Source organism: Pantoea sp. X-Soil-ISGK-355 (assembly GCF_059730805.1).
The window spans coordinates 85,412-106,992 of the sequence record NZ_AP035973.1 but is presented as its reverse complement, the minus strand read 5'-3'; the positions used below and the strand labels follow the sequence as shown (position 1 = coordinate 106,992).

The window sequence follows — 21,581 nt, the reverse complement described above, 5'->3', positions numbered from 1 at the left end:
CATTAATAAATGTTATCGCCAGACGGCGCTCGACTGCATTATCAGCCTGAACACCGCCGCTGCGTCATATTCATCTATCATCAATATGCTTAATCACCGTTGCCGATCTGCCAGATAAATGTCGGATCGTTGCCATTTACCTCCCAGTCACCCACATTGCGGATTTTGTAGATCACCGGGTTGTGTGATGACACTGTGCGGGCGTTGCGCCAGTGCCGATCCAGCGCCTTGCTGACGCGGGTATCGGACGCGCCCAGCGCATTGAAGAACTCCGTGGCAGCTCGCGTCACTAGCTCCACCGCGACTACCTGCGCCCGGGCGGACTCCACCTCTGCCTGAACGTTCGCCGCGTGAAGCTCCGCTTCATTCGCACCGCTCAGTTGCAGTTCAAATGCCCGTTGCAGTGAGTGGGTCGACCGATCAACGGCGGCTTCAACGGCCCAGATCCAGCTGCTGATCTGACCGACCACCTGCAGCACCTGCACATCCTGCTTAACCTGAGGCGCATTGCCGTGGCTGTACATCCGTTTACGCTGCGCGACCCCCTGTGACGCATCGCGTACTACGGCCCGGCCTATACCCGCCAGCGTGGCTAATAACACATGCTGATAAAATGCGGTCTGATAGCGAAAGCGCTCACTGAAATCATAAACATGCGGCTGCTCCACGCGGGCATGATGAAAGCGTGTGGTGCCACTGCCGGTCAGCCGCTGCCCGAAACCATCCCAGTCATCATCACGTTCCACCTCTTTCTGATGCGTGTTCACCAGCGCGATGACGTCGCGGCCGTTGTCAGTCCGCTGTGCATAGACATCAATCCAGTCCGCATAGAGCGTGCCGGTGCTGTAAAACTTCTCACCGCTGATCCGCCATTCTCCCTCTGCCGGTGAGACCTGGGTGTTGACCTCACCCAGCTTAACCGCTCCGATTTCACTCCAGCCACTGCCCACCAGCTCACCATCTACGAAACGGCGGAACCAGCGCCGCCGCTCTTCACTTTCTGGCTGGTTCAGGCGATCCTCAATAAAAGCGAAGTGCGCACGCAGCGCCTGTGGCAGATTCGAATCCGCTTCAGCCAGCGCGGTCAGCAGGGAAAAGAGCTGCGGCAGCGAGACGCCGAATCCGCCTTCTTCTTTAGGGATACGCAGGGTGCCAAACCGCGCCTCCTTCAGCCAGCGGATCGGCTCATGCAGCAGAGTACGGTTGATTTCACGCGCGGCGGCACCTTCAGCAATACGGTTGAAGAGGGGCCGGAAATGTTCGGTCAGCGCGGCAAATTCAGTATGGGTTAAGTCAGACATGTTCTTCTCCTGTTGCAGGTTGTTCATCAATGTCCTGTCGGGTCGGTTCAAACCGGATAATCAACAGGAAAATAATGGGGATAAGGGCGGCGAGAGAGACGATCCAGAACATGTTGGTGCCATAACGGGCCTGCAGAATGGGCAGGATAAATAGCGCCAGCGCACTGCCGATGCCGGAGAGCGAGCGACTAAAGCCCACGCCGGTTGCACGAATGTGGGTCGGATAGGATAGCGCCGGATAGATCATCAACTGCGCGCCGGGTCCAAATCCTTCGGCGAACAGCCAGAGTCCCAGCATCAGTACGGCAAATACCACGCCGATAGTCGCCTGCGGATGACCGATCAGCGCCAGCGAGATTAGCGCGATAAACTGCAGCGCAAAACCCGCAATCGCCACATGCCTGGAGGGAAATTTCCATGCCAGTCGCATCCCCAGCAGACCGCCGGTAAAGGCGAACAGCGCGTTCAGCCCCAGTGAGGCCGAGATGGTTTCAAACACGCCCGCGCCCAGAAATTGCGCCAGGATAGAGGGCAGGAAGAAAGCAATGGCGGTGTACTCAAAGGCGATACAGACGTTCATTACTGCGCTGACGATGGTGCGTTCAAGGTATGGCTTCTGAAACAGCACGCGGAAACTCACCTTCGGGGCCGCTTTCACGGTTTCGGTTTTTTCGGGCTGCTCTTCATGCGCAATAATGCCGTAGGAGTCGCGCAGGATACGAACTGCTCCGCTCAGGTCTCCCTGATTGGCTGCCCACAGCGGTGACTCATTCATAAACTTGCTGCGTACCGCGATAATGAGCAGGGCCGGTACCGCGCCAAACAACAGCGAGGCGCGCCACAACCAGTCGATGTGTTCTGCAGGTAGCAGGAAATAGAGCGCAAAAATAATAAAGAAGCAGGCAGATGACGCGGCATACCACATCGGGCACCAGGCGGCGAGGCGCGACGCTTTGTTCCCTTTGCCGGAGAATTTAGAGAACTCCGCCAGGTAGGCCATGGCAACCGGCAGATCGATTCCTACCCCGATTCCCATCAGAAAACGCGCGCCAATCAATACCCAGACGTTGGGCGCCAGACCCGCAGCTATCGCAGAGACCACAAAGAACAGCATGTCCGCCATAAACACCGAGTAGCGGCCATATTTATCGGTCAGCCAGCCGCCAACCAGGTTACCGACGATGGTGCCGATCATAATTGAAGAGGTCACCAGTCCGGTCAGCACCGGGGTTAAGCCAAACTCTTTCACCACATCGTCAATACCATAAGAGAGCGTGGTGAGATCGTAGGCATCAAGAAATACACCGCCCAGCGCCAGGAACACAATCCAGCGGGCGTAGCTGTTTTTCTCGGTATTACTGTTGATCAGCCGGGCTACATCACTCACCGAACGAACCGGCGTGGAGTGGGGCGGCGGGGCGGTCAGGGTGTTGTCAATCTCTAATGTACTCATCATATCCTCGTTATTATATTCAGCAGGTAACGAGGGTTTTATAGGCATTCCCGGCTCAGTAAACAACCAACAAATAACGATAACTATTTCAGTATATTCAATAAGTTAATCATTAAAACACGACCACGACAGACGCCGGATGAATAGCAGGATTCATCCGGTACGAATTAAAGCATTACTCTTTTCCTGACCTGAAATCGGCGCTTTTCTCAGCCGTTAATAAATCTGTTAAGCGATGACTGAGACTATTAACCGGCAGATTTCATCCTGATATTTCAGCGCTATTTACCCGAGTTTCTGCGTCAGCGTTACGACGATAACCGGCACCCGGGTGCGGCAACGCCAGCCGCGGCCCCTGGCCAAATAACTTTTCACGCAGCGTACCGGGCTGATACTCCTGCTTGTAGACGCCACGCTTTTGCAGTTCCGGCACCAGCAGTTCCACCACGTCAGTAAAGGTTTCGTGCGTCACGGCGTAGGCGAGGTTAAAACCATCGACGTCTGTCTCTTCGACCCAGCTTTGCAGCTCATCGGCCACCGTTTCGGCGCTGCCCACCAGCAGCGGACCAAATCCGCCAATGCCCACCCAGTCTGCCAGACCCTGCACCGTCCATTGGCGGTTGGGGTCGGCGGTCGAGAAGGTCTCAACCGCCGACTGAATCGCATTGGTGTGCAGATGTTTTAGCACCTGATCCGGCTGATACTGCCCGAAATCGATACCGGTCCAGCCTGAGATCAGCGCCAGCGCGCCTTCGTAACTGACATAGCGTTTGTACTCCTGCCATTTCGCCTGCGCCGCCAGGTCGGTTTCACCCACAATCGCCGTCTGCAGATTGAAGATCAGGATGGAACGGGGATCGCGTCCCGCCTCAGCGGCCCTGCGGCGAATATCTGCCACAGTTTTCTTCAGCAGTACTTTCGACGGTGCCGCGACAAATACACATTCAGCATGCTCTGCTGCAAAGGCTTTACCGCGGCTGGAGGCTCCGGCCTGGTATAGCACCGGCGTGCGCTGCGGTGACGGCTCGCAAAGATGAATGCCCGGCACCTGGAAAAACGTTCCCTGATGGTTAATCGGATGGATTTTATTGGGGTCGCTGAAAATATGACGTTCACGATCACGCAGGACAGCGTCGTCTTCCCAGCTTCCTTCCAGCAGCTTATAGATAACCTGCAGATACTCATCGGCGTAGTCGTAGCGCGCATCGTGGTCGGTCTGAGCCTGATGCCCGATATTGCGCGCACCACTTTCCAGATATGAGGTGACAATATTCCAGCCAATACGGCCTTTGGTCAGATGATCCAGGGTCGATATTCGCCGCGCAAACGGGTAGGGGTGTTCAAACGACAGCGAGGCGGTCAGGCCAAAGCCCAGGTGTTCCGTCACCATGGCCATCGGCGTGATTAACGCCAGCGGATCGTTTACCGGTACCTGTGTAGCCTGACGGATGGCGGCATGGTTATTACCGTTGAGCACGTCATAGACACCCAGCACGTCAGCAATAAACAGCCCATCAAATTTACCGCGTTCCAGCAGGCGGGCTAAATCGGTCCAGTACGCCAGGTCTTTGTACTGCCATGAGCGGTCGCGGGGATGCGCCCATAAGCCGGGTGACTGATGACCGACACAGTTCATATCGAAAGCATTCAGGCGAATTTCACGTTGCGATGACATAGCGACTCCTGAGCGGATACGGCAATCGCTTGCCGCCCACCTTTTAATGTGTGTTTTATAAGGAAGATTCAGTAGGTGAGTGAGTCGGGACATCGCTCGCTGAAGGGTAGCGGCGGGGCGGCGAGGAGCTGTCGTGCAACGGACTCGGCATGTTCCGCCACCTGCGGTAATCCCATCAGCTCGCCAAAACGACCCCGTGCGGCAGGCCCGGCAACATACAGTCCGGGATTAGCTTCACCGTTCACATTCAGCGTCTGAGACAGCGCATTAACCTGGATCCCCAGCGCCAGCGAGTCAGGCTGGATCACGCCATCGCCATGGAGCTGACGCAGCAGCGCATTGCTGTTAAGCAGCGCATTGTGTGCAGGGCCGGTGGTGACAATGACTTTCTCCACCTCCAGCATGTGTGATTGCGCACCACGCAGGCGCAGCGTCAGCCGGAGCGTTGCGCCACCCGATTCAGCGGCGATAAGGCGCGCCGCCAGCAGATTCAGCTGACCGCTGGCCTGCTGCTGGCTGAGAACCTGGCTCACCTGTGGCGCAATACGATAGCGATGAACATCCCACCAGGGACGGAGATGATGCAGAAAGCGCTGCTGCTCGTGCAGCGACAGACTCTGCCAGATGCGCTGACCGTTACGGCGAATATCATCCAGCACCAGCTGCCAGGGCAGATTCAGCGCCGCCGCCTGTTTAACTTCCTGTCGCACACGATGCAACCAGCCGCGCGCGGTAGCAGGTTGCGGCTGACTGAAATCCAGGGCGTAAGTCTCATTGTTGCCACTCAGATTGGCACGCGGCAGCTGGCCACGACGGGAGAAGACGGTAATCTTTCCACGGTGCTGCTGGCGATGCAGCGAGGCCACCACGTCAGACATCGTCAATCCTGAACCGATAATCGCGACCCTGTCGTCAGGAGCCACCTGAGCCAGCGCATCGCGCTGCCAGGGATTAGCAATCAAAGCCGGATGGCCCTGTAGCGGCTTCAGCAGAGCAGGCAGATCCGGTGGGGGATGGCTGATCGCCAGCACTACCTGATCGGCATGAATTTGCTGCCCGGAGGCCGTGGTCACCACGCCATTCTTAAAGGCAACCGCACTGTCACGCAGATGACTCAGTTTTACCGGCGAATGCTGCTGCTGATGCACAAACTGCGCATTGACCCAGCGCCCGAACTCACCACGCTGCGGGTAGACGTTGTCGTCATGCCACAGTGCCTCCGGGTCGTTGTTAAAAGCAGGAGAGGCGCGATAGTCGCAATCAAATGCCCCTTCTTCATCACCGGCAAGCTGCATTCTGGTGGCAGGCACATTAATGCGGTGAGCTGGATCGGTGGTGCCGTATGCCACGCCCTGCGCCAGCTGCGCGCGGGGTTCAATTACCGTCACCTGCAACCCCGCCTGGCCAGCCCGGGCCAGATGGATCGCCAGCGCGGTGCCGGTGAACCCGCCGCCGATAATGACAATCTGCTGTTGTGACATAAGCGAGCCTTTTTCCTGTTAACTGACTAGCTGGCGCTGGTCTGTTTAGCCGGGCGACGGTCGCCGCCGATGGTTTCACCAAACGGACCGGTGTTGACGCTGCGCTGTTTCTTTTCGGCGTTGGCGGCCAGCGGCAACAACGGCATTACCAGCTCAGCAAAGCGGTGTGCCTCTTCAAGATGCGGATAGCCGGAGAAGATAAAGTTCTCAATGCCCAGTGCCTGATACTCCCGGATGCGATCGGCAACCTGCTGCGGATTGCCGACCAGCGCAGTTCCTGCACCGCCGCGCACCAGGCCAACGCCCGCCCAGAGATTGGGACTGATGCGCAGGCTCTCACGCGACCCCTGATGCAGGGCACTCATCCGCGCCTGACCGGTGGAGTCCATGCGGGCAAAGATTTTCTGCGCGGCGGCGATAGTTTCTTCATCCAGGTGAGAAATCAGCCGATCGGCCGCCGCCCAGGCTTCCTCTTCCGTTTCACGTACTATGACATGCAAGCGGATGCCATAAGAGAGCGTACGGCCCTTCTCCTGCGCCCGCTGACGAACCACCGCCAGCTTCTCCGCGACCTGTTCAACCGGCTCGCCCCACGTCAGATAGGTGTCGATCTGATTTGCCGCAATGTCGATAGCTGCCTCCGACGAACCACCGAAATAGAGTGGCGGACCGTCTTCCTGCACTGGCGGGAAGAGGATCTCAGCGCCTTCCACGCGAATATGCTCACCTTCAAAGTCTACCTTCTCGCCTTTCAGCAGGCGGGAGTAAACCTCAAGAAACTCTTTGGTCACCTGATAGCGCTCTTCATGACTCAGGAAGATGCCGTCACCTTTGTTCTCCACCGGATCGCCACCCGTGACCACGTTGATCAGCAACCGGCCGCCGGAAAGACGGTCCAGCGTTGCCGCCATGCGCGCCGCCAGGCTGGGCGGTTGCAGGCCGGGACGCACGGCCACTAAATAGCGCAGCTTTTTGGTGATCGGTGCCAGTGCCGAGGCGACCAGCCATGAATCCTCGCAGCTTTTACCGGTCGGGATTAACACACCGTAGTAGCCCAGATTATCTGCCGCCAGCGCAACCTGCTGTAAATAGGGTAAATCGACTGCTCTGCCGCCTTCGGTGGTACCCAGATAGCGCCCGTCGCCGTGAGTAGGCAGAAACCAGAAGAGGTTGGGATTTTCCTGTGTCGCATGGCTCATTAGCAGATTCCTTTATAACGATATTCGAATTTATCACATAGGGTTAATCCCTTTGGTTATATATCCCTTAGCAGGATGCGTGCCAGTGCGGTTAAATAATTTTATTTTTAAAATTCAATGATTTATCATTTTGATGGCAGATGTTAATCTGCTGCATTCGCAACAGAAGGAGTTGTACTCTGCTGCATCGGCAACAACCTGGTGTGTTTCAGCTCTCGTTTCAGCGTCAGCGGCGCGGTATGGTCATGACTTTCCTGCTCACCCGGTAAAAAAGATGCAGATAGCCAGCCCTGAGTTAATTGACCCCGCATCACGCGCCTTTAAAAGCGTGCTGGATCAGCTCGCGCCCACCGATGCAACCGTATTAATTATTGGCGAAACCGGCACCGGCAAAGAGGTGATGGCGCGCTACCTGCATCATCACAGTGCGCGCAGCCGACAGCCTTTTCTGGCCGTTAACTGCGGCGCACTTACCGAGAGCCTGGCGGAGTCGGAGCTGTTTGGTCATGAGAAAGGCGCCTTTACCGGCGCACAGGATAAACATCGTGGCTGGTTTGAGGCGGCAGAGGGCGGCACGCTGCTGCTGGATGAGATTGGTGAGCTAAGCCCGTCGCTGCAGGTGAAGTTGCTACGCGTGCTGCAGGAGCGTGAGATCACCCGCGTGGGATCCTCCAGGCCAGTAAAAGTCAATGTGCGGGTCATTGCCGCGACCAACCGGGATCTGGTGATGGCAATTCGTGAGCGGCGATTCCGGGAAGACCTTTACTATCGGCTGAATGTGGCCAGCGTCACACTGCCGCCGCTGCGTCAGCGCTGCGAAGATATTCCGGTGCTGGCCAGTCACTTCCTGCAGCTCTATGCGCGCCGTCTTGGTCGTCCTCAGCTTCGCCTCAGCGATGAAGCCATGACGGTGTTGATGAACTACAGCTGGCCGGGCAACATCCGTGAACTGGAGAACACGCTGCACAACGCCGTGCTGCTCAGCAAAACCTCACTGGTCACGCCCCAGCAGCTGCGGCTAAGCCCTCTTGCGGGGAGCGATCTGCCGCAGGGAGAGGAGGCACTGGATCAGTTTTTACGCCAGCAGATGCAGCAGAGTGACACGCCGCTCTATCCGCGGGTAATTGCTGCGCTGGTAAAAAATGCGCTGGAACTCACCCAGGGTAATCAGTTACAGGCGGCCGCGCTGCTGGGTATCAGCCGACATACATTGCGCACGCAGCTGGGGCATCTGGGGGTGATTAAACCGCGCCGCGGTTCAGTGCGTCAGCGCGATGCTGCTCCTGGTCAGCAGCCTGAGCGGGAACGGGAACTGCGTATTGGTTATCAGAAATTTGGCAACCTTGGCATCCTGAAAGCCCGCCAGTCGCTGGAACAGCAGCTGGCCGGGCAGGGCGTCAGCATCATGTGGAGTGAGTTTCCTGCGGGTCCCCAGCTTCTGCATGCGCTGAGCAATAAGGAGATCGATTTCGGAACTACTGGTGAAGTCCCCCCCTTGTTTGCACAGGCCAGCAATAGTCCGATGGTCTATGTCGCCTGGGAACCTGCCGCCCCGCAGAGCGTGGCGCTGCTGGTTCCGAAGAGCAGCCCGGTTCAACAGATTGGCGATCTCCGGGGCAAACGCATCGCCGTGAATCGCGGTTCCAACGTTCACTATCTGTTATTGCAGATTCTGGATGAGGCGGGTTTAGCGCTGGATGATGTGCGCATTGTCTATGCCCCACCTAAATATCCGCTGACGCCCAGCGATCTCAACGCGGTGGATGCCTGGATGATGTGGGATCCGTTACTCAGCGATGCGGAGAACAGCGGAGAGTTCAGGGTAATTGCGGATGGCACTGGCCGGGTCAATAACCATCAGTTTTACCTGGCTGAGCGCGGATTTGCGACGCACTCTGGCGATCTGTTACAGGTTCTGCTTAACGCGCTCGAGCAGACCGGCCGCTACATTGATGCGCATCGTGCTGAAGCTGCCGGGCTGCTCTCCACGGAACTCGGCATCTCTGCCACCTCACTGATGCACGCCTTAGCCCGGCGCAGCCATCAGACCCAGAGAATGAACCTGGCCATTATCCGGGAACAGCAGACCATCGCGGACCGCTTCTATGCGCTGGGGTTATTCAGTCGCGCCATTCGCGTACGGGAGTCGGTCTGGCATCCATAGCGTTTTTTTAGCTAAGCATCGAACATTTCATCGCTAAGCGCTTCAACCCGCGTTTGTTATGTTGCGCAGACAACAACCAGACTCAGGAATGAGAGATGAAAAAAGTTTTACTCAGCGCTTTGATTATTGCCGCCCAGGCGGGTTTCGCGTTCAACACCCAGGCAGCAGAGAAACCCGAGACAGTGAACATCGGTTTTCAGAAAGCCAATATCTTTGCGCTGCTGAAGTATCGCGGCACGCTGGATCAGGAATTAAAAAAGCAGGGTATTGCGGTGCACTGGATTGAGTTCCCGGCCGGACCGCAGATGCTGGAAGGCTTAAACATCGGCAGTATCGATCTGGCCGCTACCGGCGACGCGCCACCGACATTCGCTCAGGCAGCGCAGGCCGATCTGGTTTATCTGGGACACTCGCCTGCTAACCCTAAAACCGAAGCGATTGTGGTGCCCGCAGACTCGCCAATTAAAAGCGTGGCGGATCTCAAAGGCAAGCGTGTGGCGCTGAATAAAGGTTCTGACGTTAACTATCTGCTGGTCACCGCGCTGGAGCAGGCAGGGCTGACTTATAAAGACATTACGCCAGTCTATCTGCCACCTGCGGATGCGCGCGCCGCTTTCCAGCGCGGCGCGGTAGATGCCTGGGTCATCTGGGATCCCTACTACGCCGAAGTGGAAACCAACGCCCATGCGCGGCTGCTTAAAAATGCCGAAGGGCTGGTGCCGCACTACACCTTCTACCTTGCCAGCCGCAAGTTCGCAGAAACTTATCCTCAAATCGCCACTGAGGTGGTGGATGAGCTGGGTTCGCTGAGTCAGTGGGCTAATCAAAATCAGGAAGAGGCAGCAAAAATCATGTCCACCTCAACCGGTCTGCCGCAGCCGATCTGGCAGCGCGCCCTGGCAAGGATGCCGTTTGGCGCAGAGCGGATGACGCCAGACGTCTTCACCCAGCAGCAGGCGCTGGCAGATACCTTTACCCGGATTGGTCTGTTGCCGGTGAAAGTCGATATCCGCAGCGCGACGTGGTCGCAGGATAAGAAGTAGGCAAGCATCAGGCGAATATTTATCCGGATAAGCTTCGTCTGACATCTGATAATCAGTCTCTCTAAATAGCAACAGGCGGCCTTGCTAATCTCTTTCCGGTAATAGGTCCGTAGCATTACAGCAGGGTGAGGATAAGCAGAAAGGTGGGGAAGACAAAAGGGAATTTAGCGAAGCGGTGTTTATATTTCATAGAGTTACACGATGTTAATGTTAGCAGCCTGCTTCATAATCTGTTCTACACTTACGCATTCAATTACGCCCGTTGATTGAAAAGCAGCATCACGAAGAGGGTACGCGTCAGCAATGCATCATGCAGTCGCCACCCTCAAAACTGATCATGCCCGTGAGGTAAACATTATGAAAGCAGTTGTCTATAACGGACCTTTTGACGTTTCAGTCAAAGACGTTCCGGATCCGAAAATCGTTCGTCCCACCGATGTGATTGTCCGTATTACCACCACCAATATCTGCGGTTCTGACTTACATATGTACGAAGGGCGAACCAGCTTCGAGCAGGGTCGCATCTTCGGCCATGAGAATCTGGGCCAGGTTGTTGAAATCGGTAGCGGTGTAGAGCGGATTAAAGTCGGTGATTATGTCTGCCTGCCCTTTAATATCGGCTGCGGCTTCTGTGAAAACTGCGAGAAAGGGTTAACCGGTTACTGTCTCACGGCAAATCCGGGTACGGCCGGTGCCGCCTATGGCTTTGCGGAGATGGGCGAATGGGAGGGTGGTCAGGCGGAGTTACTTCGTGTTCCCTTTGCTGACTTTAACTGCCTGGTACTGCCGCCGGATGCGGCAGAAAAGGAGGAAGACTACGTTATGCTGTCCGACATCTTCCCTACCGGCTGGCATGCCACGGAGCTGGCAGGATTACGCCCTGGCGAGAGTGTTGCCATTTACGGTGCTGGCCCGGTCGGCTTAATGGCGGCACATTCGGCCATGATTAAAGGCGCATCACAGGTCTTTGTGGTCGATACCCATCCTGACAGACTGGCGTTAGCCGAACAGATTGGTGCAGTGGCGATCAATGGCGTGGGCGATGAGGCGGTCAATAAAATCCTCGAACTCACCGATGGGCGCGGCACGGATTGCGGTTGCGAGTGCGTGGGTTATCAGTGCTGCAATAAACATGGCCATGAGGACAACTCCGCCACGCTGAACAGCCTTGTTGCATCAACTAAGGCCACGGGCGGGATTGGTACGGTAGGCGTTTTTGTTCCTCAGGATCCCGGCGGTGCAACTGAGCTGGCTAAAGAGGGTAAAGTGCCGTTCGATTTTGGTACGTTCTGGTTTAAAGGTCAGTCAATGAAAACCGGCCAGTGTAACGTGAAAGCCTACAACCGCCAGCTCGCCAGGCTTATCCATCAGGGCAGAGCCAATCCGGCGCAGATCATCTCACATCGTCTTGCACTGGCAGATGCTCCCGAAGGCTATAAGCATTTTGACGATCGTGATGATGGCTGGACAAAAGTCATTCTGAAACCCTGAATCGTGAGCCATAGCCGCATAAGCCACATTCAGGCGGAAATGAGAAGGAGAACTAAAAGCCTGTCTGTGGTTTGATGCTTTCAGCGTGTGTTATGACTCTTATGAGAAAGAGGCGAGGTGAAAGCGCCGGGGCGTTTTGCAAATCAAATCGAACGGCTCTTTGCAGAATGATTTAGCGTTTAGCTTTTTTGATAAAGAACACATCAGTTTCAACGGGTTCTGAACATGCCGTGGCTGAATAACAGTGCCTCATGCTGATACGATAAAACGCTGTCAGGTAGCCCTGGAGGGGTTATGTCATACATAGTTTTGCGATACCCGTGCCCGCACAGAGGCGCTGAAAAGCGATCCCATTGCCATTGTTAAAGCAGGGAAGGGTTATCCGGTCGCAATACTCCACCACAATCAGCCTGCATTTTATTGCGGCCCGGCTGAGCTTTACGAACTGATACCTGATGCCCTTGACGATAATGAACTGGTTAAACTGGTCCACGAACGCAGCAACCCGCCTCTGCTTGATGTCGTTCTGGATCAGCTTTTGTGAGTTATATCTTCGATACTCAATCGCATCAGTAAGATACGGCTGGTTCGTATTTTGCAATGGTTCGGGCTTGTAACTGCTATTCAACACCGACAAATCCACTGGTTTAGCCGTCCGATCAAGGTCATAGGCAGCCTGAATTCGAAGCTACATCTCAGGTGTACTGCCGATAACAGCAGCCAGTTTGATAGCCATCTCAGGCGTTGCAGCGGTGATACCAGAAACCATTCCTGATGCTGTAGAGGGTGCAATAGCCAAAGCACGAGCCAACTCCCTGATTCCATTGTCGAGATCTTCCATGATGTCGGAAATAACTTCACCTGCGTGTGGGGGATTAGGCATTGTCTTTAGCGATAGTCCTCATAATTTAGAATCCAGGCGTCACCGTTTTTAAACTAAAAGTAATGCGCCCGTTTCCCGTAACAATTATGTATTATTTAACATAATTAGTATTATGCGCTCTGTTTTCAGGCTTGAATTACATCTGGCTTTGCTAATCTACCTTCAACCCTATCGCTGCCTCCACACCTTGAGCAATCTTCCTCAATGTCCTACCTTCAATCAGCGCCCAAACGCCTCACAATCACACTCGTCCGATCTACCGGAGGCCCAATGAGCAACATTAGCAACCCCAAACCCTATAGCGGCACCCTGTTTTTCGATGTGAATGAAACCCTTTTGTCCACTACCGAACTGAACCATGCTGTCGCGCAGCGGCTTGGCAACAGGCCGGAGCGCGCCGAGGCCTGGTTTACCTCACTGTTGCATCATTCACTGGTCGAGTCAGTGACCGGCAGCTGGCACAGCTTTGGTGATATTGCCGAAGCAGTACTGAAGATGACCGCTGCGCGTTACGGCGTCACTCTGCCAGCTGACGCGACGCCGCTGGCTGACATTATCGCCGCCATGCCCGCCCATCCTGACGTTGCCGCAGGACTGACGGCCCTGAAGCAGCAGAGTTTTACGCTGGTTGCGCTGACCAACTCCTCTGCCGCGCTGGCTGAAAAACAACTCAGCTCAGCCGGACTGGGACCGCTGTTCACTCGCATTCTCAGCGTGGAGGAGGTTCAGATTTATAAGCCCGACCTGAGAGTTTATCAGTGGGCAATGGAGGAGATGGGCAAACCCGTGTCTGAGTGCATGATGGTGGCGGCGCATGGCTGGGATGTGGGCGGCGCAAAACGGGCAGGCATGAAAACAGCCTTTGTCAGGCGTCACGGACAGGTACCTTATCCGCTGGCACCTGCACCTGATTTGATCGTCAGCGATATCCAGGCGCTGGCCGCACAGCTTAAACTGCCCGGCTAAGCATAGTGCTCAGTGATTCCCGGTAAAACCCAGGCAGTCAGTCTGCCTGGGTCTCAAACGCCGCTCTGACCGCTTCCACGATGCGCCCGGACAGCGTCGTATCGTCCAGCACCGGAAACGCTTTTTTAAGCTTGCCAGAGATCTGCCAGCCATTTTCCTTCAGCGAACGAATAATGCGACTCGCGTCCTGATCGGGCATTTCAACGACGTCCTTCAGACGCTGCTGTGCACGCTGAAATATCACCAATACGCGCGCTTCATCAGCCATCTCTTTTCTGACGGTATGCTCTATAACTTTGCAGGTATAAAGCACATGCTCGGTTAAGTCGGGATAGCGCCAGGCGAACCGGGCATCCTCATACTCGCTGAAACTGAAGTTGCTCAGCGTGTCATCTTCATAGGTTTTCAGTTCGCCAAACCGATAGCAGCCCGCATAGCGCCGCATCAGCCGTTTCGAGAACACGTCCAGCGTGCGATCGTAGCCGACCCGAGAATCCATCGAACTGGTGATGGTGGCTGAGACCGGCAGGATGACCCCATCCGGTATCGCTCCGTCACGAATCAGCGTGTCATTGATTAAAAATCGGTGGATGCGGCCATTGCCATCACGCATCGGGTGGATATAGACGAAGCCAAACGCAATAACCGCGGCACGGGCCAGTGGCGCGGCACCCCGCGTCGCCAGGTCAAAGGCTTTCAGGCCCTGCATGAAGCGAGGAACATCATCATAGTGCGGCGCAATATAGTGGACGATATCCTCACGCATTGTCGACTGCCCGACAAACACGGGTGAGCGGCGCAGGCCCAGTCCCAGTGCGTCCTGGCCAAGAATGCCCTGCTGTATGGTATGCAGGCTGCTATCACTGAGCGAATCGTCAAGCTGTCCGCAATACTGCGCAATAACGTGAGCAAAACGCTGAATGCGGTCGCCCTGATCCGACTCTTTCTCAATGAGAAAACTGGCGCGCGACTCTTTAAATGTCAGCCAGCTGGCAGTGCGCATCAGAATGTCTGCGCCAAAGGCGTTATCCAGATCGTTTAAGGCATCATTGAGATCGAACGTAAGCGCCTGCTCAACGGCCGCGGTCCTGCGTACCAGCGGGCAGAAATCCACCGATCCTGGCAGGTTATCATTGATGCGCCAGCGTCTGACGCGCTTTACTGTCGTTCGGGTCAGATAGGCTTTGGATGAAATGGCCTCAATATAACCTCCATTGGTGACATCCGGTACCTGCAGCGTGTTGCCGGTCAGCCATTCATAGAGAAAGCCAGCCCGTCGCGCATACTGTCCGAACGGCTCCTGACGGCACCACGCCTCCAGCGGTTCCGGGCCGACAGCGGTAAACAGGCGGGCAAAAAACTCCAGGTGAATCTCTTCGTACTTGAGACCAAAGGCAAAGTGACCGGCAAAATCATCTTCCGGTTGATAGCCAGGTGGATAATGATTTTCAACCTGGCCCTGGCTGTCATGATGAGAGCGTACCGTTCCAATAGCTGACTTAACGCGTAATGGCTGCGCCAGTTGGATAGCATAACGTTCGCGCAGTGCGCTAAAGCCGACCAGCATAGTGAATCCTTTATCCGTTGCCCGAAAACGATAACAAAAAGGATTTTTAACACTAAAACGCTAATATGCCTATCATGGCGACATTAATTTTTGCCCGAAAACGGTAATAACAATGATTTATGATGCGAAAACGCTAACTTATCTGTTCAGGGCTTAACCACAATGCACAGCAGCCCGATAACAATAATCGCTACGCCCGCCAGGCTATGCCAGCTGAACGCCTCATGGAATACCGGCACGCAGACCGCCACCAGCCAGACCAGCACGTAACTCAGGCTGAGCAGCGGATAGACCCGATTCAGCGGAAAATAGTGCAGCGCGCGAATCCAGCAAAGCATCGAGACACCATACGCGCCCAGCCCGGCCAGCAGCAGCAAGGCGGGCAGTATGGCAACAGCAGGCAGAGACACAATGCTGCTGGCATCGGGCAGCCGCGGCATCGCCCAGCGCATCATCAGCTGTGCCGCTGAGACCAGCAGCACGCTGCAGGCGACCCATCCATACCCTTTCATAGCTGACTCGCCATCAGCGCCACACCCGTCACCACCAGCAGCGTGCCGGCAATCTGGCGCAGCGTTAACCGTTCGCGCCAGAGGATGCGCCCGGCCAGCGCAACGAAAATGAAGTTCAGGCTCAGCATGGGATAGGCCTGACTCACCGGCACCCGCTGCAGTACCAGCAGCCAGAGGAGCATCGCAACGCCTAACAGCAGCACGCTCATGCCAATCCAGCTTAAGCGAATTCGGCGCGAAGTCGCGTGGGTCGCCTGTTTCTGGCACAGCTGCGCGCTGCAGCTGAGCAGACTCACCAGCACAATCAGCAGCAGCATTACTTCATCTGACCGTAATAGAGGCAGACCAGCCTGCCCTGACGATAGACCGCATCGGGCACCGGCACATCCTCACCGATATCGCTGTGCACCGAGTCGACCAGCAACATCAGCGACACGCTTCCGATACGGCGATGGTCAGCAAGCCAGCCGCCAAAGTCAGCCTGAGAGACAAAGCGGGACTGCGCATCCGGGTAGCTCAGCCCATATTCCAGCTCGCCTTTAGTGTCATAGAAACCGATATCGCTGCGTTGCAAATGCCAGGCTGCCGCAGAGGCTACGCCAGGATTGTCCGCCAGGATAAAGCGGCTGGAGGCCAGACGCGCGCTAATCGTGGCAACAAAGTGCTGCGGCTGTTTAGCATCGCGGATTTTATCCGGGATCGCAGCGCCAATAAGCAGTGCGACCCCCAGCGGGCAAAGTGCGGCCGCCAGCCAGCGGCGTTGTGAAGATCGACAACTGTATGCGCCCACCAGCCCCCAGATGAGAAATGCCATCGCGCCCAGTACCAGCTTCAGCATCTCATGCGTAGCGAACAGCGGATGATGCGTCACGCTCCAGGGCGCCAGCACCAGCAGGACCGTTGCCAGAGTAAGGATGCCGAAAATCAGGTTAAGCCAGCCATTGACCGTTAAAGCGCGCCCTGCACGCTGGGCGGCGTTCAGCCCATAGTGCGCCATCAGCAGCGACAGCGGCACAAAACAGGGCAGTATATAAGTCGGCAGCTTGCCTTTAGCCAGGCTGAAAAAAAGCAGCGGCATGACCGTCCAGCTCAGCAGATAGAGCGCGCCCGGATGGTGCTGACGTTCGCGCCAGCCGGTCATTAATGCACCCGGTAACAGCGCCAGCCACGGCAGCGTGCCCAGCAGCAGAACCGGCAGGTAATACCAGAACGGCGCCTTGTGTTGTGCATTGTCCTCAGCAAAGCGCTGAATATGCTCAACCCAGAAGAAGTAGTGCCAGAAATCCGGTGCCTGATGATAGATCGCCAGCGCCCAGGGTGCGCTGATCGCCGCGGCTGAGAGCAGCGCCACTGGCCCGAAGCAGAGCAGCTCCGGAAGTCTCTTTCGCCAGATCGCCCACGGCAGAATCGCCAGCACAGGCACTGCCAGCGCCAGAAAGCCTTTGGTCATAAATCCCATGCCGCAGGCGAGACCCAGTAGCAGATAGCCGCCCGCGCGCCCGGCGCGTCCGCTGGCCTCCGTCGCCAGCCAGAAGCTGCACATCCCGGCCGCCAGCCAGAGCATCAGCATGGGATCGAGCACTGCATAGGTGCCGACGCCATAAACCAGCAGCGAACTGAGGAAAATCAGGCTACTGACAGCGGCGGTGCGCGCCGAACCAAATATCCGCCTGCCGAGCCAGAAGATCAGCGCGGCAGTAATCGCCGTTGAGAATATCGCTCCTGCCCGCACGCCAAAGTTGTTATGACCGAACAGCCACTGACCCAGCGAATTGACCCAGTAGCCAGCAATCGGTTTTTCAAAATAACGCAGGCCGAAGAAGTGCGGCGTGACCCAGTTACCCGTGGCCAGCATCTCCCGACTGATCTCCGCATAACGGGTTTCATCCGGTTGCCAGAGGTCGCGGAACATCGGTGGGATCAGGTAATAGAGAACAAAAAAGCCGAAAAAAAGTAGCCACTTCGTGTTGTTATGTATCCGCACTAGTTCGCCTCTTCAGTCAGTTTCTGGCAACCCAGCCACCCTTCCCGTCCGGGAATTTCGCCTCTGACGACCCTGCCCACCGGTAACGTGCTGAGATCATCGGGCAGCAGCTCGCCTAACGGACAGAACTGAATGCCGTTACGTTCTGCGGCATCCAGCAGCTGGTCAAAGTCCGGGTAGCCGATGATCCCCTCGACTTCGGCATGTATGGTGTAAACCGCGCCCTCATCAGACGCGAGCATCTTCGCCAGAATGTAGTCGTTATAGCCTGCTGCGCTGACCTCGCGGCCAACCACTTCATCCCATGTGGGCAGCGTCACCGGAATCTGTACCGTGCCGATCTGCCCATCCGGCAGCAGAGGCCGGAACGGGCCGCTGCCCCGACAGTCGCTGTTGTAGTGAAAGCCAAAGTCCTGTTTGGCAGCGATGACCCGGCCATCAGCGCGCCAGCCCGCAACGGCCGAGCAGCTGACCGGGTGACCGAGGATTTCACTCAGCGTTTCGGTGCCGCGCGCTATCTGCTCAACCAGCTTGTCCTGCGGCCAGACGCCCGCCCAGGTCTGCCAGGCAAAGTGGTCCCAGGCATGCAGGCCGACCTCATGCTGACGGGTGGCGTCCTGCATGATTTGCCGCAGGCCGCGTCCCATCTGCTTTCCCGGCCAGGCCGTGCCGGCGAGCAGAATGTCCCAGCCATAGAGCGATGCAGCACGGGAACGCAGCATCTTCATGAGAAACGCCGGTTTCACCAGCCGCCAGAGATGACGGCCCATGTTGTCTGGTCCCACGCTGAAGAAAAAGCTGCCCCGCACCGCATGACGCCGGAACAGCTCAAGCAGCGCCGGCACACCCTGCTTCGTGCCGCGCCAGGTATCTACGTCAATCCGCAGACCAATCTTCTTCATCACTTATCAGCCTGTTGCTCGACGGTGCGCAGGAAGAAGTCGAGGGTGTTGTCGATAGTGACATCCATCGTGACGGTCGGTGTCCAGCCGAGCAGGCGACGCGCATTACGGATAGCCGGTTTACGGTGCTCCACATCCTGATAGCCTTTGCCGTAGTAGCTGCTGCTCTCCACTTCCCGGAAACCGGCAAACGGCGGAAACTGGCTGCGCAGCGGATGACGCTCGAAACTTTCCAGCAGTTGCTCGGCCAGCTCTTTGATGCTGGCTTCGTTGTCCGGGTTACCGATATTGATGATCTGACCATCACAATTCTGCTGCCTGTTTTCGATGATGCGGAACAGTGCTTCCACGCCATCCTGAATATCGGTAAAGCAGCGCTTCTGTTTGCCGCCATCGATCAGCTTAATCGGCGAGCCTTCTACCAGATTGAGGATGAGCTGGGTAATTGCGCGTGAACTGCCGATGCGTGCCGCATTGAGGTTATCCAGACGCGGTCCCATCCAGTTGAAGGGACGGAACAGGGTAAAACGCAGCCCCTCTTTTTCACCATATGCCCAGATCACGCGGTCCAGCAGCTGTTTAGATACGGAGTAGATCCAGCGCTGTTTGTTGATCGGCCCGACCACCAGATTTGAGCAATCCTCATCGAAGCTGGCATCGGTACACATGCCGTAGACCTCAGAGGTGGACGGGAAAATGATGCGCTTCTGATACTTCACACAGTCGCGAATGATTTTCAGGTTCTCTTCGAAATCGAGTTCAAACACGCGCAGTGGGTTACGGGTGTACTCAATCGGCGTCGCGATCGCCACCAGTGGCAGGATGACGTCACATTTTTTGATGTGATACTCGATCCATTCGGAGTGAATAGCGATATCGCCCTCAACGAAATGAAAACGCGGATGTTCCAGGAAACGGCTGATAGCGTCTGAACTGATATCCAGGCCGTAGACTTCAAAATGTTCATCCTGTAACAAACGCTCGGTGAGATGGTTACCGATAAAGCCGTTAACACCGAGGATCAGCACGCGGGTACGGCGTTGCAGCGCCGACTGCGGCTGTGAATAGAGCAGCGCACCTGGCACCATGCCCAGGCTCTGCGCCAGCTGGCTGCCGTTCATATAGACGCCATGCTCAGACTGTCCGGTCTGGATTTCCAGTGCGCCTTCGCCACAGGCGATCAGGAATGGCTGTTTAGAGATGACAGTGCCCGGTTTTGCCTGCTGCTGCTGCGGATGAACCCTGCTCTTCCAGACGATAAATTTAACCGAACCGGCAAAGGCGAATGCCCCAGGCCAGGGATCGGTGACCGCTCTGACCAGGTTGTGAATTGTCTCAGCAGGCTGATTCCAGTCAATGCGGCCATCTTCGGCCGTGCGACCGCCCACGCGGGTTGCCTGGCTCTCATCCTGTGGCCACTCACTGACTTCACCCTGACGCAGGCGAGGCAAGAGGTCACTCAGCAACTGCTCCGCGGCCTGGGTCAGCTTGCGATGCAGCGTCAGCGCGTTGTCCTGAGCGTCAATGGCCACTTTCTGCTGCGCCAGAATATTACCGGCATCTGCGCGCTTCACCATGCGATGCAGCGTGACGCCGGTTTCGCGCTCGCCATTGACCAGCGCCCAGTTCAGCGGTGCCCGGCCACGGTATTTTGGCAGCAGGGAGCCATGCAGGTTAAAGGCCCCCTTCTGAGCGCATTGCAGGATCTCATCGCTCAGCAGATGGCGATAGTAGAAGGAGAAGATCATCTCTGGTGCCATGGTACGGATGCGGTCAAGCCAGATCGGATGATTCGCCTCATCCGGCGCATAGACCGGAATGCCGTGTTCTGCCGCCAGGCGGGCTACCGAGCCGAAAAAGTTATTTTCGGTCGCCACGTCGTTGTGCGTAAAAATGGCGGTGATCTCATAGCCTGCATTCAGCAGGGCATTGATGCCGACACAGCCCATGTCGTGATAGGCGAAAACAACGGTCTTCATGATTGAGTATCCTGTACTGAAGGCTCTTCAGGAGCCTGAACAATGCGTTGAACGAAATAGCGCGGACGCGCGCGAACGTCGTTATAAATGCGCCCGATGTACTCCCCGAGCAGTCCCATACCCACAAACTGGGCGCCGATAAACATGAACAGCACGGCAAACAACACGAAGACACCGTCACCCGCCCAGGCCGCACCAAAAAAGAGTCGCAGTACGATGAGCACCAGCGAGAAGGCAAAGCCGGAGAGCGCAATCAGGCTGCCGACCACGCTGAGCAGTCGCAGCGGCGTGGTGGTCAGGCAGGTCACCAGGTCGTACATCAGATTGATCAGCCGCATAAAGCTGTATTTCGAATCGCCAAAAGCCCGTTCGGCATGGATCACCGGCAGCTCGATGGTGTGACGGGCAAAGGTGTTGGCCAGAATCGGAATAAAGGTGCTGCGTTCGTGGCAGTTGAGCATCGCTTCGACGATATGGCGGCGATAGGCGCGCAGCATGCAGCCGTAGTCTCCCATCACTTTGCCGGTAACCCGCTGAATCAGGCGGTTAAGCGTGCGCGAGGCCTTGCGACGGAACCAGGTGTCCTGGCGCTGTTGCCGGACGGTGCCCACCACGTCATACCCCTGACGCGCAGCCTCGACCAGCCGCGGGATCTCTTCCGGCGGGTTCTGCAGATCGGCATCAAGGGTAACAATCAGATCGCCACGGACCTGGCTGAATCCGGCCATGATGGCGGAGTGCTGCCCGTAGTTGCGGTTGAGCAGCACGCCGGTTATCCGGCTGCCGGGAACGGTGGCGGCCTGTTCAATCAGTTCGGCAGAGCGGTCACTGCTGCCGTCATCCACCAGCAGAATTTCATATTCAAGGTTGAGGGCGTCGCAGGCGGCGCAAGTGCGCTGCAGCAGCTCAGGCAAACTCTCCTGCTCGTTATAGACCGGGATCACCACGGACAGCACATTGATCGGTTTGATATCGCGCATC

General features: G+C 56.4%; 18 protein-coding genes. 5 read left to right on the top strand and 13 right to left on the bottom strand.

What is annotated here, in order from left to right:
- Positions 1-89: 89 nt before the first annotated feature.
- The 5 genes from AC6I8J_RS21715 to ssuD all read right to left on the bottom strand — a co-directional run bounded on the left by AC6I8J_RS21715 (position 90) and on the right by ssuD (position 7,109).
- Positions 90-1,301 carry an acyl-CoA dehydrogenase family protein gene (locus tag AC6I8J_RS21715; RefSeq protein ID WP_253418475.1) on the bottom strand — a complete coding sequence of 404 codons (1,212 nt, stop codon included), beginning with the start codon at positions 1,299-1,301 and terminating at the stop codon, positions 90-92.
- Positions 1,294-2,754, bottom strand: coding sequence for an MFS transporter (locus AC6I8J_RS21710; protein ID WP_161736464.1), 1,461 nt, complete (start codon positions 2,752-2,754; stop codon positions 1,294-1,296). The genes AC6I8J_RS21715 and AC6I8J_RS21710 overlap by 8 nt, the downstream gene beginning before the upstream one ends.
- 262 nt (positions 2,755-3,016) lie before the next feature.
- Complete coding sequence (locus AC6I8J_RS21705) at positions 3,017-4,429, bottom strand: LLM class flavin-dependent oxidoreductase (RefSeq protein ID WP_222925706.1); 1,413 nt, start codon at positions 4,427-4,429, stop codon at positions 3,017-3,019.
- 68 nt (positions 4,430-4,497) lie between these two features.
- Positions 4,498-5,910, bottom strand: a complete 1,413-nt coding sequence (locus AC6I8J_RS21700; RefSeq protein ID WP_497825875.1) for an FAD/NAD(P)-binding protein — start codon at positions 5,908-5,910, stop codon at positions 4,498-4,500.
- A 26-nt stretch (positions 5,911-5,936) separates the two neighbouring features.
- Positions 5,937-7,109, bottom strand: a complete 1,173-nt coding sequence (gene ssuD / locus AC6I8J_RS21695) for an FMNH2-dependent alkanesulfonate monooxygenase (protein ID WP_497825874.1) — start codon at positions 7,107-7,109, stop codon at positions 5,937-5,939.
- Between the two features lie 274 nt (positions 7,110-7,383).
- Between ssuD and AC6I8J_RS21690 the strand changes: the two genes are divergently transcribed.
- The 4 genes from AC6I8J_RS21690 (at position 7,384) to AC6I8J_RS21675 (ending at position 12,351) form a co-directional block, all read left to right on the top strand.
- Complete coding sequence (locus tag AC6I8J_RS21690; protein ID WP_497825873.1) at positions 7,384-9,273, top strand: sigma-54-dependent Fis family transcriptional regulator; 1,890 nt, start codon at positions 7,384-7,386, stop codon at positions 9,271-9,273.
- A 95-nt stretch (positions 9,274-9,368) separates the two neighbouring features.
- Positions 9,369-10,316 carry a sulfonate ABC transporter substrate-binding protein gene (locus AC6I8J_RS21685; protein ID WP_497825872.1) on the top strand — a complete coding sequence of 316 codons (948 nt, stop codon included), beginning with the start codon at positions 9,369-9,371 and terminating at the stop codon, positions 10,314-10,316.
- Between the two features lie 357 nt (positions 10,317-10,673).
- Entirely contained in the window at positions 10,674-11,807 is a 1,134-nt protein-coding gene (locus AC6I8J_RS21680) for a glutathione-independent formaldehyde dehydrogenase (RefSeq protein WP_497825871.1), read from the top strand.
- 337 nt (positions 11,808-12,144) lie between these two features.
- A complete protein-coding gene (locus tag AC6I8J_RS21675) occupies positions 12,145-12,351 on the top strand; it encodes a type II toxin-antitoxin system Phd/YefM family antitoxin (RefSeq protein WP_253418652.1) in 207 nt (68 codons plus the stop codon).
- Between the two features lie 144 nt (positions 12,352-12,495).
- On the opposite strand, the gene AC6I8J_RS21670 is transcribed toward AC6I8J_RS21675, so the two are convergent.
- Positions 12,496-12,690 carry a HigA family addiction module antitoxin gene (locus AC6I8J_RS21670; RefSeq protein ID WP_309568533.1) on the bottom strand — a complete coding sequence of 65 codons (195 nt, stop codon included), beginning with the start codon at positions 12,688-12,690 and terminating at the stop codon, positions 12,496-12,498.
- A 270-nt stretch (positions 12,691-12,960) separates the two neighbouring features.
- Here AC6I8J_RS21670 and AC6I8J_RS21665 point away from each other — a divergent pair, with 270 nt between their 5' ends.
- On the top strand, positions 12,961-13,656 hold the full coding sequence (locus AC6I8J_RS21665; protein ID WP_161736626.1) for a haloacid dehalogenase type II: 696 nt from the start codon (positions 12,961-12,963) through the stop codon (positions 13,654-13,656).
- Between the two features lie 37 nt (positions 13,657-13,693).
- On the opposite strand, the gene AC6I8J_RS21660 is transcribed toward AC6I8J_RS21665, so the two are convergent.
- From AC6I8J_RS21660 to arnC, 7 genes are all read right to left on the bottom strand, one after another.
- Positions 13,694-15,223 (bottom strand): Fic family protein, encoded by a 1,530-nt coding sequence (locus AC6I8J_RS21660; protein ID WP_497825870.1) that lies wholly within the window; start codon positions 15,221-15,223, stop codon positions 13,694-13,696.
- A gap of 146 nt (positions 15,224-15,369) precedes the next feature.
- Positions 15,370-15,735, bottom strand: coding sequence for a 4-amino-4-deoxy-L-arabinose-phosphoundecaprenol flippase subunit ArnF (arnF, locus tag AC6I8J_RS21655; protein ID WP_161736624.1), 366 nt, complete (start codon positions 15,733-15,735; stop codon positions 15,370-15,372).
- Positions 15,732-16,052 (bottom strand): 4-amino-4-deoxy-L-arabinose-phosphoundecaprenol flippase subunit ArnE, encoded by a 321-nt coding sequence (arnE, locus tag AC6I8J_RS21650; protein ID WP_222925711.1) that lies wholly within the window; start codon positions 16,050-16,052, stop codon positions 15,732-15,734. Before arnE ends, arnF begins: the two co-directional genes overlap by 4 nt.
- On the bottom strand, positions 16,052-17,719 hold the full coding sequence (arnT, locus tag AC6I8J_RS21645; protein WP_161736622.1) for a lipid IV(A) 4-amino-4-deoxy-L-arabinosyltransferase: 1,668 nt from the start codon (positions 17,717-17,719) through the stop codon (positions 16,052-16,054). The genes arnE and arnT overlap by 1 nt, the downstream gene beginning before the upstream one ends.
- The gene (gene arnD / locus AC6I8J_RS21640) at positions 17,719-18,621 is read right to left on the bottom strand and encodes a 4-deoxy-4-formamido-L-arabinose-phosphoundecaprenol deformylase (protein ID WP_161736621.1); all 903 of its coding nucleotides are present in this window, start codon (positions 18,619-18,621) and stop codon (positions 17,719-17,721) included. The genes arnT and arnD overlap by 1 nt, the downstream gene beginning before the upstream one ends.
- Positions 18,621-20,600, bottom strand: coding sequence for a bifunctional UDP-4-amino-4-deoxy-L-arabinose formyltransferase/UDP-glucuronic acid oxidase ArnA (gene arnA, locus AC6I8J_RS21635; protein WP_161736620.1), 1,980 nt, complete (start codon positions 20,598-20,600; stop codon positions 18,621-18,623). The genes arnD and arnA overlap by 1 nt, the downstream gene beginning before the upstream one ends.
- Entirely contained in the window at positions 20,597-21,580 is a 984-nt protein-coding gene (gene arnC / locus AC6I8J_RS21630; protein WP_497825869.1) for an undecaprenyl-phosphate 4-deoxy-4-formamido-L-arabinose transferase, read from the bottom strand. The genes arnA and arnC overlap by 4 nt, the downstream gene beginning before the upstream one ends.
- Position 21,581 lies beyond the last annotated feature (1 nt).